The following is a 14,933-nucleotide window of genomic DNA, read 5'->3' as shown; positions in this document are numbered from 1 at the left end:
GAACGGGCAGCCAGGACAGGGGAGTTCGGGGAATGAAGTCTGTGGTGCTGAACTGGGGGCCCACGCTGCTGTTCAGCGTGGTGCTGCCGTGGGTGACGTACGGGATGCTGACGGACGGCGGGGTGGAGCCGGTCACGGCCCTGTTCCTGATCGCCATCTGGCCGTTGGCCGAGGTGGGCATCTTCTACGGGCTGCACCGGCGGGTGGACGAGTTCGGCGTGATGATCCTGGGCGTGCTGGTGCTGGGCGCGGTCGGGGCGCTCGTCTTCCACAGCGAGAAGATGGTCTTCGTGAAGGACTCGGCGGTCACGGGGCTGCTGGGTCTCGCGTTCCTGGCGACCTTGTTCCTGGAGCGGCCGATGATGTTCTACTTCGGGCGGAAGTTCGCGACCGACGGGTCGGCGGAGGGCGTCGCCCGGTGGAACGGGCTCTGGGACGCGTACCCCGGATTCCGTTCCAGCCAGCGGAAGTTGACGGTGGTGTGGGGTGTGGCCTTCCTGGCGGAGGCCGGGGTGCGGATCGCGCTGACGTACGTCCTGGACACGCAGACGATGGTGGGGGTCTCCGGCATCCTGCCGTTCGTGGTGCTGGCCGGGCTGCTGACGTACACGATCAGTACGGGGAAGAAGGGCCGGGCGCGGATGGCGGGGGCGGGTGCCGCTGCGGGTGCGGGTGCCGGTGCGGACGGGAGTGCGGCTCCGGCCGTGGATCCGGCGGGCTGAGGCCGGGTCCCGGGGCCCGGGCCCCGGGTCAGGCGGGGGTCCGCTTGCGGGCGGGCGCCTTCTTGGCCGGGGCCTTCTTGGCGGTGGCTTTCGCGGTGCCGGCCTTGGCGGTCTTGGCGGTCTTGGCCGCCGCCTTCTTCGCCGTACCGGCCGTCTTCTTCGCGGCGGCCTTCTTGCGGGGCTTGAGCTCGGTGACCGTACCGGCGTCGGCCGGTTCGCCCCGGGAACTCTTGGCGGCGCGGACGCTGTTCTCCAGGGCGGCCATCAGGTCGATGACCTGGGCGTCGCCGCCGCTCTTCTCGCTCGCGGCGGGTGACATCGCCCCGCCGTTCTCGGACTTGGCGGCGATGAGCTCCTCGACGGCCTCGCGGTAGTCGTCGTGCAGGGTGGAGAGGTCGACCTCGCCGAGGGTGTCCATCAGGGTGTCGGCCAGGTCGAGTTCGGCGTCGCGGACGGTGACGTTGCCCTCGGGGGCGATGCCCTCCGGCTGACGGATCTCGTCGGGCCACAGCAGGCCGTGCATGGCGATGACGTCGCCGACGACACGCAGCATCCCGAGGCGCTCGCGCCCGCGCAGGGCGAACTTGGCGATGGCGACCTTGCGGCTGCGCGCCAGTGCTTCGCGAAGCAGCGTGTAGGGCTTGGCGGCCGGAACGCCGTTGGCGGAGAGGTAGTACGCCTGGTCCATCTGGAGGGGGTCGATGGAGGCCAGCGGCACGAAGGCGACGATCTCGATGGTCCGGGCGGTGGGCAGGGGGAGCGCGGCCAGGTCGTCGTCCGTGATCGGAATGATCGAGCCGTCGGCGTCCTCGTACCCCTTGCCGATGTCGGCGGACTGGACCTCCTGCTCGTCCAGCTCGCACACCTTGCGGTAGCGGATGCGGCCGCCGTCGGCGGTGTGGATCTGACGGAAGGAGATGGAGTGGTTCTCCGTCGCGTTGAAGAGCTTGATGGGGATGCTGACCAGTCCGAAGGAGATGTTGCCGTTCCAGATTGATCTCATGCCCGTGATCCCTTTCGGTGGGATTCTCATGTTATGTCGCCCATGACGGAGGTGGAGGGTCGAAGGCTGGCCCTCAGCAATCTGGAGAAGGTGCTGTTCCCCGCGTCGGGCACGACGAAGGGGGAACTGCTGCATTACGTCGCGACGACGGCGGGGGCGCTGCTGGCACACGTCCACGACCGGCCGATGTCCTTCCTGCGCTTCCCGGACGGGGTGACGGGCGAGACCTTCTTCACGAAGAACCCGCCGCCCGGCAAGCCCGCCTGGCTGAAGACGGCGGAGGTGCCCCGGTCGGAGGGGACGACCGCGCGGCAGGTGGTGGTGAGCGATCTCGCGTCGTTGATGTGGGCGGCGAACCTGGTCGTCGAGTTCCATGTGCCGCAGTGGCGGGTGGACTCGCCCGGGGTCGCGGACCGGATGGTCTTCGACCTGGACCCCGGGGCGCCGGCCGGAACGGCGGAGTGCGCCGAGGTCGCCCTGTGGCTGCGGGAGCGGCTGGCGGCGGACGGGCTCGGGGCGTGGGTGAAGACCTCCGGCTCGAAGGGCCTGCACGTGCTGGTGCCGGTGGAGCCGACGCCGTCCGAACGGGTGACGGCGTACGCGAAGGCGCTGGCGCAGGAGGCGGAGGCGTCGCTCGGCGGCCTGGTGGTGGCGCGCATGACGCGGGCGCTTCGGCGCGGAAAGGTGTTCGTCGACTTCAGCCAGAACGCGGCGTCGAAGACGACGGCGGCGGCGTACACGGTGCGGGCGAGGGAGGGGGCGACGGTGTCGACGCCGGTCGGGTGGGAGGAGCTGGAGGCGCGGCCACGGGGGCTGTCGTTCGGGATGGAGGAGGTGGTGGGGCGCTTGGTGGAGTACGGGGACCTGCTGGGCCCCCTCCTGAATCCGAACCGGGCGGGGGGACTGCCGCCCCTTTAGGGGCGCGGGGCTGTGCCGCTGTGCGGCTCCGCCGCGCGGGCGAGCTCTTCCTGTGCGGGCCGCTTGTCCGTGCCCCTTTCAGGGGCGCGGGGAACTGCGCGAGCAACCACCCACCCAGCCGCGCGGCGAGCGCTTTGGGTGAAGGGGCGGGGCTGGGGCCTCCTTGGCCCAGCGGGCCGGGGCTTCACGCACCCGGCACGGGGAGGCGCCCCGAGGGCCCCGGGGCTGCGCGCACCCGGCACTGAAAGTGCGGGCAGGGGCCGGAACCGGGGTGGGCCCGGATCGGGCGTACCGTCCCCTTGCCCGCCCGTCCCGCCCCCCCCGGGGGGCGGCCCCCGCCGCCCAAGGCGGCGGAGGGAGGTGGAAGGGGGGCGGGCGGCCCCGCCCAAGGGGACGAGGGGAGAGGAAGGGGCGGGGGCGGCCCCGCCGCCCAAGGGGGCTCGGCGGAAAGGGAGGGGCGCCGTCCAAGGGAACGGCGGCGGAGAGGGGAGCGCCGCCCAAGGGGCTACGGGCGGAGCCAGGTGTGGCGGTTGCGGGCGAGGGCGTGGAGGGATTCGATGTCGGCCGGCTTGAGGACGCCGCCCAGGCGGGCAAGGGTGGCCGCCGCCGAGCCGTCGTGGAGGACGTGGAGGTCGGGGAGGTCGTCCGGGGTGGGCGGCGCCGCGTCGGTGCGGTGGGCGCCGACGAGGGCCAGGCAGGCGCGGACCCCCGCGGCCAGCGCCAGGGAGGCCCGTTCCGCGTCGTGCAGCGCACGGCGTACGTGGGTGTCCTGCACGGTGAAGCGCCGGTTGCGGGCCGGCACGGTGCGGACCGTGAGCACCCCTGCGGGGCCGATCAGCAGGTGGTCGAGGAAGTCGAGGTGCGTTCCGCCCGGCAGCGGCACGCAGTGCAGGACCCGCCAGCCCACCCCTTCGAGCCCCTCCAGCTCCTCCCCCATCCGCTGGAGCGCCGCCAGCGCCTCCCGCTGCGGATCGGCCCGGAAGCGCCGCAGCGCCGAGGGCTCCGCGAGCCCCGCGTACAGCGCCTCCCCGGGCCGGTTCGGCGCGAGGTCGTCGTCCGGGTGGAGCGCCAGCCGGGCCAGGTCGGCGGCGGACGGCACCGGGGGCGGCCCGACGGTGAGCGGCCCCGTGACGTACGGCGCGAGGGCGGTCAGCACCTCCTCGCGCCGCCCCTCGGCGAGCAGGCTCACCCGGCCGGTGTCCCGGTCGTACCAGGCGAGGGTGCGACCGGTGGCGAGCGTGACGTAGAGACGGGCACCGCCGTGGCCGTGGGCCGGTGTGACTCGCAGTGGTTTCATGGTGCATCACCCCCTGCCATGGGAACAGCAGGCAACCCTCCGGGGCAACAACTGTGCGCACGAGGGCGGGAGTTGACCGCGAGTTGTCCGGGAGTTGACCGGGAGCGGACTGTCGGAAGGTCGCGGAAGGTCGCGGACGACCGGCCGGGAGCCCCGGCGCCGTCCCGGGAACCACGGGCGCGCGCCGTGCGTTGAAACACTGCAGGAGCATCAGGCGGTACGACAGCGGACCAGCGACCAGACAACCAGCAGACCAGCAGACCAGGACCAGCGGACCAGCACCCGAGGCCGACCCCCCGGGCGCGGCGAATCGGGGGCAGACATGATCATCTTTGGCACCAGGGGCTACATCTACCAGCTGGCGATCCTGACCCTGCTCTGCGGCCACTGCGGCAATCCGGCCGCGCACACCCTGCGCAAGCACGTCACGAAGTTCACCCTCTTCTTCATCCCCCTGTTCCCCGTCTCCACGAAGTACGCCACGCAGTGCACCTTCTGCGGGGCCGAGCGGCGGGTGGAGCGGGAGGAGGCCGAGCGGCTCCAGGCCCAGGGCGGCATGGGCGGCGGCCAGGACTTCCCGCAGGGCGCCGGAGGAATACCGCAGCAGCAGAACCCGTACCAGCAATGAGCCCTCGTACACACCCCTGACCTGCGGCGATGCGGGCCGTCGGACGGCTGTTACAAGAACGATGAATCCCCGCAATAGCGGACATTTAGGATTCATCACATGAGTACCGCGACTATGGCGAACAAGCCCAGCAAGCAGCAGCCCCGCACGGCCAGGCTCGTGGCCGCGTCCGCTCTCACCGTCGCCCTCGGCGGCGGTCTCGTCGCCTGCGGCGGCGGTGGCGCCTCCGCGGCCCTCGCGCCGGACGTGAACGTCAAGAACGTTGCGGCCCAGCCCGCCGGCCAGCCTCAGGACCAGGGCCGGAAGGCGGAGCCGCTCAAGGCCTCCAAGCCGACCGGTCTGATCATCCCCTCCGCGGGCGTGAAGACCGACACCATGCTCGACCTCGGGCTGGACGAGAACCAGGAGCTTCAGGTGCCGTCCGTCGACGACGCCGAGAAGCCCGGCTGGTACACCGGCGCGGTCACCCCCGGCGAGAAGGGCGCCTCGATCCTGGTCGCCCACTACGACACCGCCAAGGGCCCGGCCCTGCTGCGCAACGTCGCCAAGATGAAGATCAACGACTCCATCGAGGTGAAGCGGGCGGACGGCAGCACCGCCAAGTTCAGGATCCGCGAGATTCAGCAAGTGGACAAAAAGGACTTCCCTACGAATAAGGTCTATGGAAAGACCGCAGGCCCGGAACTGCGCCTCATCACCTGCGGGGGCCCGATCCGGGACGGACACCGCTCTGACAACATCATCTTCTTCGCCGACCTCGTGAAGTAGGGGCCGGCAGGGAGGGGAGTCCTTGTTCCTCCGCCGCCGCCCCGACGGCCGCGGGAGCCCGGTCGGCCGACCGGTGCTCCCCGGCCGTACCCGTACGCCCGTGGTGGCGGCCCTGCTCGCGGGCGCGGTCTGCACCGCGGTCTCGGGCTGCGTCCAGGCGGGCGAGCTGAAGAGCGCGGGCCCCGCCCCCACGGCGGTCGGCCCGGTGCGGCTGTGGCCCACGCTGCCGCCCGCGACCGCCCCTGCGGAGGACTTCGGGGCGGCCGAGACGGAGACCGCCAAGGGCATCACGGTCCCGGGCGGCAACGTGCACAAGGTGGACCCGGTCGCGGTCGTGCAGGCGGAGGTGGACGCGCATCCGGACACGTACAGCGGACCCGACGGTCTGTACGCGGAGACGGTGGCCCGGCTGGGCCGCTGCAAGGAGCAGCCCAAGCAGTGCCCGGTCCTCCAGCCGTACTACCGCGACCTCACCGGTGACGGGAAGGACGAGCTGATCCTCGGCATCCGGATGCCGGAGGGCCAGCTCGCCATCCGTGCCTACCTCGCCGAGAAGGGCGGGCTGACCCGCATCATGGGCACCTCGGACGCGGTGACCAGCGTGGCGTTCGCGGGCCGCGACCTGGTGCTGCGGGTGCCGGCGGGGATCGCCGGGTACGAGTACCGCACGGCCTGGACCTGGGACGCCCGCCAGCACGCGATGCTCGCCACGCAGGACCAGATCGTGCACATCCTGCGCGGCCCGAAGCCCCACCGCACCGGCCCGGGCACGGGCACCGGCACCGGCCCGGGGACGGGGCCCGGCACGGGTTCCGGCGGGGGCACGGGTTCCGGCGGAGGCAGGCACAACCACGCGGAGTCCTCCCCCACCCCCGGACCCCCCGCATGAGCCGCCCCCGCCTGCGGTTCCCCGCCTGGACCGCCTCGCTGACCTGGAAGGCGCTCGCCTTCCTCACCGTGATCTGCTGCCTCCTCGCCTTCTTCCTGGGCGCCCTCGTGCACGTCTCCGTCACCCACCAGACCGTCGAGCAGGCCCGCGAGAAGGCCCTCGACAAACTGGGCCGGGCCGCCGAGGCGTACGAGGCGGGCGAGCCGCTGCCGCCGGGCGCGGGCATCGACCTGCCGGGGCTGCCGGAATCGCTGCGGCAGCTGAACCGCAAGGGCGAGCAGGGCACCGTCGTGGCGAACGACCCCGACGGCCACCCCCGCATGTGGGCGGCCCGCGCCGCCGACCGGCGGTCGCTCGCCGTGGCACTCGACTACCAGCCGGGCGTCGATACGATCACGGGTCTGGACCGCGCCATCCTCGGCTCCTCCGTCCTGGCCATCGGCGCGACGCTGCTGGTCGGGGCGTTCGCCGTCACCCGGGTCACCCGCAGGCTGCACCAGACCGCCCGGGTGGCCCGCCGGATCGGCGCCGGAGACCTGGACGCCCGGGTGCACGACCCCCGCAACCAGGACCCGGACCGCCACAAGGACGAGGTCGCGATCGTCTCCGGCGCCCTGGACACCATGGCCGGCACCCTCCAGGGCAAGCTGCTGAGCGAGCAGCGCTTCACCGCCGACGTCGCCCACGAGCTGCGCACCCCGCTGACCGGCCTGACCGCCGCCGCCGGGCTGCTGCCGCCGGGGCGGCCGTCGGAGATGGTGCAGGAGCGGGTGGAGGCCATGCGGCGGCTGACCGAGGACCTGCTGGAGATCTCCCGGCTCGACTCGGGCAGCGAGCAGGTGGAGCTGGACCTGCACCGGCTCGGGCCGCTGGCCGAGCGGGCGGTGCGCGCGGTGCCCGCCCCGACCGAGGTCAGGGTCGTACGGGACGTGGGCGTGGAGACGGACCGGCGGCGGCTGGAGCGGGTGCTGGGCAATCTCGTGGCGAACGCGCACAAGCACGGGCGGGCGCCGGTGGAGCTGACCGTCGACGGACCGGTGATCACCGTGCGTGACCACGGGGACGGCTATCCGGCGTATCTGGTGGAGCACGGGCCGCAGCGTTTCCGTACCGAGGCGGGCGGCGCCAAGGGCGGGCACGGGCTCGGTCTCACCATCGCGGTGGGCCAGGCGGAGGTGATCGGGGCCCGGTTGACGTTCGCCAACGCGCCGGACGGAGGGGCGGTCGCCCGGCTCGTCCTGCCCGCGCACGAGGAACTGCCCCATTCCCCCGCATAGCAACACAAAGTGACACTTTGCGATCAATAAGTGGCGATTTTAGGGTGAAGCAAGCGAGTTGAGGGCTGCGTCCCGCAACGGGGCGCGGCCACTCCTCCCTAGGAGGCAACATGCTCACCCCCCAGAAGTTCGCCCTGTGCGTCGCCGCCGGCGCACTGACCGCCACCCTCGCCGCCACACCGGCCCTCGCCGACCATGCCGTCCCCGACACGGCCGTCGCCGAGCAAGCCGTCCCCGACACAGCCCTCGCCGACCAGGCCGCCCCCGACACCGCACCCGCCGACCAGACCGCCGCCCACCCCCGGCACACCGAGGGCCGCGTCACCGCCAGGTCCGGCCTGAAGCTGCGCGACAAGCCCACCCGCAGCAGCCGCATCATCCGCACCGAGCCGTACGGCGCGACGGTGCACATCTTCTGCAAGACCACCGGCGACCACGTCGAGGGCAACGACCACTGGTACCTGCTCACCGACGGAACGTGGGCCTGGGGCTCCGCCCAGTACATCGTGCCGAAGGGCGGTCACTCCCCCCGCTGGTGCTGACGTACGCCACCACCCGAGGGGGACGGGAGTGACGCCCCGCCCCCTCGATGACATATACGGACATTAAGCACAATCACTTGTTACGTTTCCGGAGTGACCGACGCTCCCCCACCCGAGCTCCGCCTCCCCAAGCGGCGCGGCGTCGAGCTCTGCCTCCTCGTCGGGGCGGTCCTCATCGCGGTGCTCGGCTACTGCGCCACGGGCCTCGGCAAGACCGGCACCGCCCCGCCGGACGCCCTGAAGTACGGCGCGGGGCTCGGCGTCCTCGCCCTGGTCGCGCACTTCGCGGTCCGCTTCCGCGCCCCGTACGCCGACCCGCTGCTCCTGCCCATCGCCGTCCTCCTCAACGGCATCGGGCTGGTCCTGATCTACCGCCTCGACCTGGAAACCCCCAAGACCCAGGCGGCGTTCACCCAGCTCACCTGGTCCACGCTCGGGGTCGGCCTCTTCATCGCGGTCGTCGTGCTCCTCCGCGACCACCGCGTGCTGTCCCGGTACGCGTACGTCTCGTGCGCGGCGGCCCTGGTCCTGATGGCCGTCCCGATCTTCTTCCCCGCGATCAACGGGGCGAAGATCTGGATCCGCTTCGGGGGGCTGTCCTTCCAGCCGGGCGAGTTCGCGAAGATCCTCCTGGCGATCTTCTTCGCCGCCTACCTCGCCGCGAACCGCAACGCCCTCGCGTACACCGGCCGCACCTTCCTCTTCAAACGCCTCCAGCTCCCGACCGGCCGCGTCCTCGGGCCGATCGTCGCGATCTGGCTGCTCAGCGTGGGCGTCCTGGTCCTGGAACGGGACCTGGGCACCTCGCTCCTCTTCTTCGGCCTCTTCGTGATCATGCTGTACGTCGCCACCGGCCGCACCGGCTGGATCGCGGTGGGCCTGCTGCTCGCGGCCGTCGGCGCGTACGCGGTGGGCTCGGTCGAGCCGCATGTGCACAGCCGGGTCGCGGACTGGCTGCACCCCTTCGCCTCCATCGAGGCGGGCAACGGCCCCGGCCAACTGGCCCAGTCCCTCTTCGCGTTCGCCGCGGGAGGGATGCTCGGCACGGGCCTGGGCCTCGGCCACTCCATCCTCATCGGCTTCGCCGCGAAGTCCGACTTCATCCTCGCCACGGCGGGCGAGGAACTGGGCCTGACCGGCCTGACCGCACTCTTCCTCCTGTACGCACTCCTGGTCGCCCGGGGCTACCGGGCGGGCCTCGCCCTGCGCGACCCCTTCGGCCGCCTCCTTGCCATCGGGCTCGCCTCGATCGTCGCGCTCCAGGTCTTCGTCATCGCGGGCGGCGTGATGGGGCTGATCCCGCTCACCGGCATGGCCATGCCGTTCCTCGCCCAGGGCGGCTCGTCCGTCGTCACCAACTGGATCATCGTGGCGCTGCTGATCCGGGTCAGCGACTCGGCCCGCAGCCCGCGCCCGGCGACCGCCGACACCGGCCAGATCGCCGCCGTGGTGGAACGCGACCTGGCCGAACTCAGCCACGTACAGGACCAGTTGGAGAGGAAGCAGCCGTGATCCGATACATCCGCCGGGCGGCCGGATGCTGCCTGGTCCTGCTGGTCGCGCTCCTCCTCAACGCCGCCCGCGTGCAGGTATTCCAGGCCGACTCGCTCGACGACAACCCGGCCAACCGCCGCAAGAACATCGTCCGTTACGACCAGCAGCGCGGGAACATCCTGGTCGACGGCAAGTCCGTCACCGGCTCCAAGGACACCGGCGAGCAACTCCGCTGGGAACGCACCTACACCCAGGGCCCGCTGTACGCACCCGTCACCGGCTACGCCTCCCAGACGTACGGCACCGCCTTCGTCGAGGCCGCCGAGGACGACATCCTCTCCGGCACCGACCCGATGCTCGCCCCGCTCCCCTTCTGGACCGACCTGACCCGCAAGCAGCAGCCCGGCGGGAACGTGGCGACGACGATCCGGGCCGCAGCCCAGCAGGCCGCGTACGAGGGCCTGGGCGGCCGACGCGGCGCGGTCGCCGCGATCGAGCCCTCGACCGGACGCATCCTCGCACTGGTCAGCAGCCCTTCGTACGATCCGGGAACGCTGTCGGGGACGGGCCGCACGGTCTCCGACACCTGGGCCCGCCTCAACTCCTCGACGAGTCAGCCGATGCTGAACCGGGCGATCCGGCAGACGTACCCGCCGGGTTCCACCTTCAAGATCGTGACGGCGGCGGCGGCGCTGGACGCGGGGACGGTCGTCGACGTGGACGCGCCGACCGACACCCCGGACCCCTACATCCTGCCCGGCACACGCACCCCGCTCCCCAATGAGGCGAGCGGCTGCGAGCACGCGTCGCTGGCGTACGCGATCCGGGTGTCGTGCAACACGGTGATGGCGAACCTGGGGGTGAAGACGGGGCTGGCGTCGATGCTGGACACGGTGGGCCGGTTCGGCTTCAACGACAAGGGCATCCGCATCCCGTCGCCGGTCGCCGCGAGCAACTTCGACAAGAACATGAGCGACGACCAGCTGGCCCTGTCCTCCATCGGCCAGTTCGACACCCGGGCAACTCCCCTGCAGATGGCGATGGTTGCGGCGGCAGTGGCGAACGGCGGCGACCTGAACCGCCCCCACCTGGTGGACAGCACGACCACGAAGAAGGGCGGCCTGGTCTCGCAGACGGCCGTCCGCTCGTACCAGCAGGCGATGAACCCGGCGACGGCCATGCAGCTCCAGCGCATGATGATCGACGTCGTCGAGAACGGCACCGGCGGCAACGCGGCCATCCCGGGCGTGGTCGTCGGCGGCAAGACGGGCACGGCGCAGCACGGGGTGGGCAACTCCGGTGTGCCGTACGCCTGGTTCATCTCCTTCGCCCAGAAGGACGGGGCGGGGACGCCGGGGGTGGCGGTGGCCGTGGTGGTGGAGGACGCGGCGGCACGGCGCGGGGACATCACGGGCGGGGGGCTGGCGGCGCCGATCGCGCGGTCGGTGATGGAGGCGGTGCTGGGAGACTGAGCGGCATGGATGTGGCGGAGTCGGTGGCTGAGTCAGTGGCTGAGTCGTTGGCGCGGATCGCGGAGGCCGATCCGCGCCTGTGCGCGTTCCTGGAGGTGTGGGAGGACGCCGCGCCTGTGCCTGACGGCTCTGAACTCCCTTTGTACGGGCTGCCGTTCGCGGTGAAGGGAAGGGCGGGGCTGCGTTCCTACGCGGCGCGCAAGCTGGTGGAGGCGGGGGCGGTGCCGGTGGGGGCGACGTCGGTGCCGGGGCCGGGGACCTACTGGCAGACGTGGGGGCTGGGCGCGCGGGGCCGGACCCTGAACCCGTACCGCCGGGACCTGACCCCCGGCGGCTCGTCGGCCGGTTCGGCGGTGGCGGTCGCGGCCGGGATGGTGCCGCTGGCCACGGGGAGCGACGGGGCGGGTTCGGTGCGGATACCGGCGGCCTGGTGCGGGGTGTTCGGGCTGCGGACGACGCGGGGACTGCTGCCGTCGCCGGACCGCACGGGGCTGGCGACGGCGGGGGTGCTGGGGAGGTCGGCGGCGGAGCTGGAGGCGTACTTGGGGTGCGTGGTGGAGGGGTACGAGGCTGCGGGGGTGCTGCCGGGGCGGGCGGTGTGGTCGCCGGACCTGGGCTTCGCGGCGGGCCCCGACCTGGACGAGGAGGTGGTGGGGATCGCGCGGGCGGCGGCGGAGCGGCTCTTCCGCCTGGAGGAGCCACCGGGCTTCGCGCTCCTCGACCCGAAGGAGGAGTGGTTCGCGATACGGGGTGGGAGTGCGCCGGGGGTGGTGGCGCGGGAGAACGCGGCCCGCCTTGCCGAACTCTTCACCGGTGTAAGGGTGTTGGCGACCCCGACCACACCCTTCCGCCCGCACGGGCACGAGGGGCCGGGCGGGCGCTTCTCGACCTCTCTGACATGGGCGTTCAACGTGAGCGGGCATCCGGCGGTGAGCGTGCCGGCGGGCTTCACGGAGGACGGGTGCCCGGTGGGCCTGCAACTCGTCTCGGACTTCGGGACGGAGGGGCTGCTGGCGGGGGTGGCGGCTAGCGTGCCGCCATGGACTCCGAACGGTACGAACTCGCCCAGGTGAACATATCCCGGCTCCGATTCCCTCTGGAATCAACGGAGTTGAAGGACTTCGTGGAAGCGCTGGAGCCGGTGAACGCGACGGCCGACGCGGCGGAGGGCTTCGTGTGGCGGCTCGAGTCGGAGGGCGGGGACGCCACGGAGATCCGAATCTTCGAGGATGACTGGTTGATCGTCAACATGTCGGTGTGGCGGGACGCGGAATCGCTGAAGGCGTTCATATACGCGGGCCGGCACCGGGACCTGCTGAAGCGGCGCAACGAGTGGTTCGAGCGGGTGGCGGAGGCGATGACGGCCCTGTGGTGGGTGCCGGAAGGCCATCGGCCGGGGGTGCGCGAGGCGGAGGAGCGGCTCACGCTGCTGCGCGAACAGGGTCCGACGGAGCGGGCGTTCACCCTCCGGGCGGAGTTCCCGGCGCCGGGGGCGGAGGGGTAGGGGCAGGGAGGACCATGTACCGTACCGCCGCATGGAAATGGGTACCGCACTGTGGTCCTTCGTGCTCGTCGTGGGGCTGCTCACCATCACACCCGGCATCGACACCGCACTCGTCCTGCGCACTGCGGCACTCGGGCGTCGTCGGCGCGCCTGGGGCGTGGTCCTGGGGATCCAAACGGGAACGCTGCTGTGGGGCGCTCTCACCTCGCTCGGGCTCACGGCGCTGCTGACCGCCTCCCAGCTGGCGTACGAGGCACTGCGCTGGGCGGGCGTCGCCTATCTCGTGTGGCTGGGCGGGCGGATGGTGTGGGACACGTTGCGCCGCTCGGGCGGTCAGGCCGAGGGTGCCGACGCTGATCAGCCCGTCGGGGACGGCATGTTCCCCGGCTGGCGTCAGGGGCTGGTCACCAATCTCCTCAACCCGAAGGTCGGAGTCTTCTACGTCGCGGTCCTTCCGCAGTTCATCCCGGCCGGCGCCCCGCAGTTCACCACCGGGGTGCTGCTGGCCTGCGTACACATCCTGCTGGGACTGGTCTGGTCGACCGCGCTGATCGCACTGGCGCGCACCTTGCGCGGCCAACTCCAGCGCCCCGCCGCGCGGCGAGTGCTCGATCGCATCACGGGCACCGTGATCGTAGGCCTCGGCCTGCGCTTGGCCGCTTCCGAGTGACACGCACGGACACGGCTCAGCGACGGCGGTTGACCGCCGTCAGGTCGATGTCGATCGGGAAGGGGACGGAGAGCTTGAGGCGGTCGTGGAAGATGCCTGTCGCGACGTACTCCTGTGTCGCCGGGTCGAGTTCGTAGACGTAGACGACGGGCAGGCCGTGGTTCTCCTCGACGCGCCAGAAGTGGGGAATGCCCGCCTTGGCGTACTTGCGGGGTTTGGTTTCGCGGTCGCGCTCCGTGGATTCCTCGGAGACGATCTCGACAGCCAGGAGAAGATCCTCCGGGGCATACCAGGTTTGCGACGGCCCGGTAAGGGCCTCTTCCCGCACCAGCATGAGATCGGGCTCCGGTCGATCGCGCTTGGCCAGCTTGGTGGTCATTTCACGTACGACGCGCCAGTCCTCCGGGGCCTGGCTCCACAGGGCGTTCTCCAGCAGGCGCAGAGTAGCCATGTGGAAGAAGGTCTGCGGACTCATGAAAACGAGGCTCCCGTCGATCAGCTCCGTGTGCGGAGGAAGATTCGGAAGCCGGTCGAGGTCGTCAGCCGTCCACCCGCCGACAGGCGGACGGACCCACTCGTGACTCTCGTCCAGCCCGTACTCGCGTGCGGCGCTCATGATTGCTCCCATGGGGCGGAGTCTCACTGACACGGGAAGCGTACCCAGAGTGATTGCCGAACCGCCCCTCGTACGTGTGAGTGGCGGTTCAGCATTGACAGTCGGCCCTCACCCCAGCCCCTCCCTCCGCTCCAGCCACTCCCCCGGCATCCCCTCCACCCCGACCCGCGCCCCCACGATTCCGCCCGTGATCGCGCAGGTCGTGTCGACGTCGCCGAAGCCCTCCGCCGTGGCCCACAGGGCGTCCTCCAGCGAGGCGGGGTGCCGCGCGGCCGTCCAGACCGCGAAAGGGACCGTGTCGTCGGCGCGGATGTGCTGACCGTTGCCGAGCAGGTCGGCGGCCTTCCAGGGTTCGGTGGTGAAGGGGAGGGCGGCGGCCTTCAGCAGGCCGTCGCGGACCGGGCCCGCCGGGGTCCGGGCCGCGACCTCCGCGAGCGTCAGTTCACCCCGTACCGACAGGGCCGCCGCGACGGCGACCGCCACCGCGCCGGCCACGCCCTGCGGATGCGCATGCGTGACCTCCGCCGACAACTGGGCCTGGGCGGAGGCCAGTTCGAGGTCGTACGCGAACCAGGCCCCCAGCGGCGCCACCCGCATCGCCGCCCCGTTGCCCAGACTGCCGCCCTCGAAGAGCGTCGGCGCGAGCGTGCGCCAGTCGCCCGGGTGGACCAGCAGCTCCGGGAGCAGGACGTGCATGCCGTGGCCGTAGCCCCGGCCCTGGTCCGCGTCGAAGGTGAGGGCGAAGCAGGCGGCCAGGCGGTCCTGGTCGACGTGGCCGTGCTGGGTGAGCACCAGGTGCAGAGCGAGGGCCATCGCCGTGTCGTCGGTCCAGTGCCAGACGGGGCCGTCCGGGAGCCGCCGGGCGCGGACGTCCTCGTACGCCTTGTCCGGGACCAGGCCCTCGCGGAAGCGGAAGAGGGGGAACCAGCGTTCCCCGAAGGCGTCACCGAGCGCGAGGGCTTCGAGGCTGCGGCGGGCGGCGCGGCGGCTCTCGGGAGGAGTGCTGGATGTGTCCATGCAGAGCATCGTGCCCGCCGCGACAAGGAGGCGCACACCATTCCGGCCCCCGAAACGAGACCGCCATCCGTACCCCGAGGCGAGACCGGTGAAGCGGCCCCGTCCACCCCCGTACC

Annotated in this window: 16 protein-coding genes; 12 read left to right on the top strand and 4 right to left on the bottom strand. The window is 71.8% G+C overall.

From position 1 onward, the window contains the following. Positions 1-32: 32 nt before the first annotated feature. Positions 33-722, top strand: coding sequence for a VC0807 family protein (locus tag IE269_RS31440; RefSeq protein WP_189826633.1), 690 nt, complete (start codon positions 33-35; stop codon positions 720-722). Positions 723-750: 28 nt separating this feature from the next. Here IE269_RS31440 and ku read toward each other — a convergent pair whose 3' ends face one another. Next, positions 751-1,725, bottom strand: a complete 975-nt coding sequence (ku, locus tag IE269_RS31435) for a non-homologous end joining protein Ku (RefSeq protein ID WP_189826632.1) — start codon at positions 1,723-1,725, stop codon at positions 751-753. A 33-nt stretch (positions 1,726-1,758) separates the two neighbouring features. Between ku and ligD the strand changes: the two genes are divergently transcribed. Then, positions 1,759-2,643 (top strand): non-homologous end-joining DNA ligase, encoded by an 885-nt coding sequence (gene ligD / locus IE269_RS31430; protein WP_189826631.1) that lies wholly within the window; start codon positions 1,759-1,761, stop codon positions 2,641-2,643. A gap of 505 nt (positions 2,644-3,148) precedes the next feature. Here the strand turns inward: ligD and IE269_RS31425 are convergent. Continuing rightward, positions 3,149-3,940, bottom strand: a complete 792-nt coding sequence (locus IE269_RS31425) for a nuclease-related domain-containing protein (RefSeq protein WP_189826630.1) — start codon at positions 3,938-3,940, stop codon at positions 3,149-3,151. Positions 3,941-4,262: 322 nt separating this feature from the next. Here IE269_RS31425 and IE269_RS31420 point away from each other — a divergent pair, with 322 nt between their 5' ends. The 10 genes from IE269_RS31420 to IE269_RS31375 all read left to right on the top strand — a co-directional run bounded on the left by IE269_RS31420 (position 4,263) and on the right by IE269_RS31375 (position 13,184). Then, the gene (locus IE269_RS31420) at positions 4,263-4,568 is read left to right on the top strand and encodes a zinc-ribbon domain-containing protein (RefSeq protein WP_189826629.1); all 306 of its coding nucleotides are present in this window, start codon (positions 4,263-4,265) and stop codon (positions 4,566-4,568) included. A gap of 99 nt (positions 4,569-4,667) precedes the next feature. After that, positions 4,668-5,336 carry a class F sortase gene (locus IE269_RS31415; RefSeq protein ID WP_229898389.1) on the top strand — a complete coding sequence of 223 codons (669 nt, stop codon included), beginning with the start codon at positions 4,668-4,670 and terminating at the stop codon, positions 5,334-5,336. Positions 5,337-5,358: 22 nt separating this feature from the next. Next, a complete protein-coding gene (locus IE269_RS31410; RefSeq protein ID WP_189826628.1) occupies positions 5,359-6,225 on the top strand; it encodes a hypothetical protein in 867 nt (288 codons plus the stop codon). After that, positions 6,222-7,502: a sensor histidine kinase gene (locus tag IE269_RS31405; RefSeq protein WP_189826627.1), complete on the top strand. Its 1,281-nt coding sequence runs from the start codon at positions 6,222-6,224 to the stop codon at positions 7,500-7,502. Before IE269_RS31410 ends, IE269_RS31405 begins: the two co-directional genes overlap by 4 nt. Positions 7,503-7,612: 110 nt before the next feature. After that, positions 7,613-8,044: an SH3 domain-containing protein gene (locus IE269_RS31400; protein WP_189826626.1), complete on the top strand. Its 432-nt coding sequence runs from the start codon at positions 7,613-7,615 to the stop codon at positions 8,042-8,044. A 93-nt stretch (positions 8,045-8,137) separates the two neighbouring features. Then, on the top strand, positions 8,138-9,556 hold the full coding sequence (locus IE269_RS31395; RefSeq protein WP_189826625.1) for an FtsW/RodA/SpoVE family cell cycle protein: 1,419 nt from the start codon (positions 8,138-8,140) through the stop codon (positions 9,554-9,556). After that, positions 9,553-11,010: a penicillin-binding transpeptidase domain-containing protein gene (locus IE269_RS31390; protein ID WP_189826624.1), complete on the top strand. Its 1,458-nt coding sequence runs from the start codon at positions 9,553-9,555 to the stop codon at positions 11,008-11,010. Before IE269_RS31395 ends, IE269_RS31390 begins: the two co-directional genes overlap by 4 nt. Positions 11,011-11,015: 5 nt before the next feature. Then, entirely contained in the window at positions 11,016-12,083 is a 1,068-nt protein-coding gene (locus IE269_RS31385; RefSeq protein ID WP_189826623.1) for an amidase family protein, read from the top strand. Next, on the top strand, positions 12,050-12,514 hold the full coding sequence (locus IE269_RS31380; protein ID WP_189826622.1) for a DUF3291 domain-containing protein: 465 nt from the start codon (positions 12,050-12,052) through the stop codon (positions 12,512-12,514). The genes IE269_RS31385 and IE269_RS31380 overlap by 34 nt, the downstream gene beginning before the upstream one ends. A 31-nt stretch (positions 12,515-12,545) precedes the next feature. Beyond that, positions 12,546-13,184, top strand: a complete 639-nt coding sequence (locus IE269_RS31375) for a LysE family translocator (protein ID WP_189826621.1) — start codon at positions 12,546-12,548, stop codon at positions 13,182-13,184. A 16-nt stretch (positions 13,185-13,200) separates the two neighbouring features. Here IE269_RS31375 and IE269_RS31370 read toward each other — a convergent pair whose 3' ends face one another. Both IE269_RS31370 and IE269_RS31365 read right to left on the bottom strand, forming a co-directional pair. After that, positions 13,201-13,800 (bottom strand): Uma2 family endonuclease, encoded by a 600-nt coding sequence (locus IE269_RS31370; RefSeq protein ID WP_189826620.1) that lies wholly within the window; start codon positions 13,798-13,800, stop codon positions 13,201-13,203. 108 nt (positions 13,801-13,908) lie between these two features. Next, complete coding sequence (locus tag IE269_RS31365) at positions 13,909-14,817, bottom strand: ADP-ribosylglycohydrolase family protein (RefSeq protein WP_189826619.1); 909 nt, start codon at positions 14,815-14,817, stop codon at positions 13,909-13,911. Positions 14,818-14,933 lie beyond the last annotated feature (116 nt).

The sequence above is a fragment of the Streptomyces spiroverticillatus genome (assembly GCA_014650415.1).
GTDB classification, from domain to species: domain Bacteria; phylum Actinomycetota; class Actinomycetes; order Streptomycetales; family Streptomycetaceae; genus Streptomyces; species Streptomyces spiroverticillatus.
The sequence above is the reverse complement of the archived record's forward strand: the minus strand, read 5'-3'. Positions and strand labels throughout refer to the sequence as shown.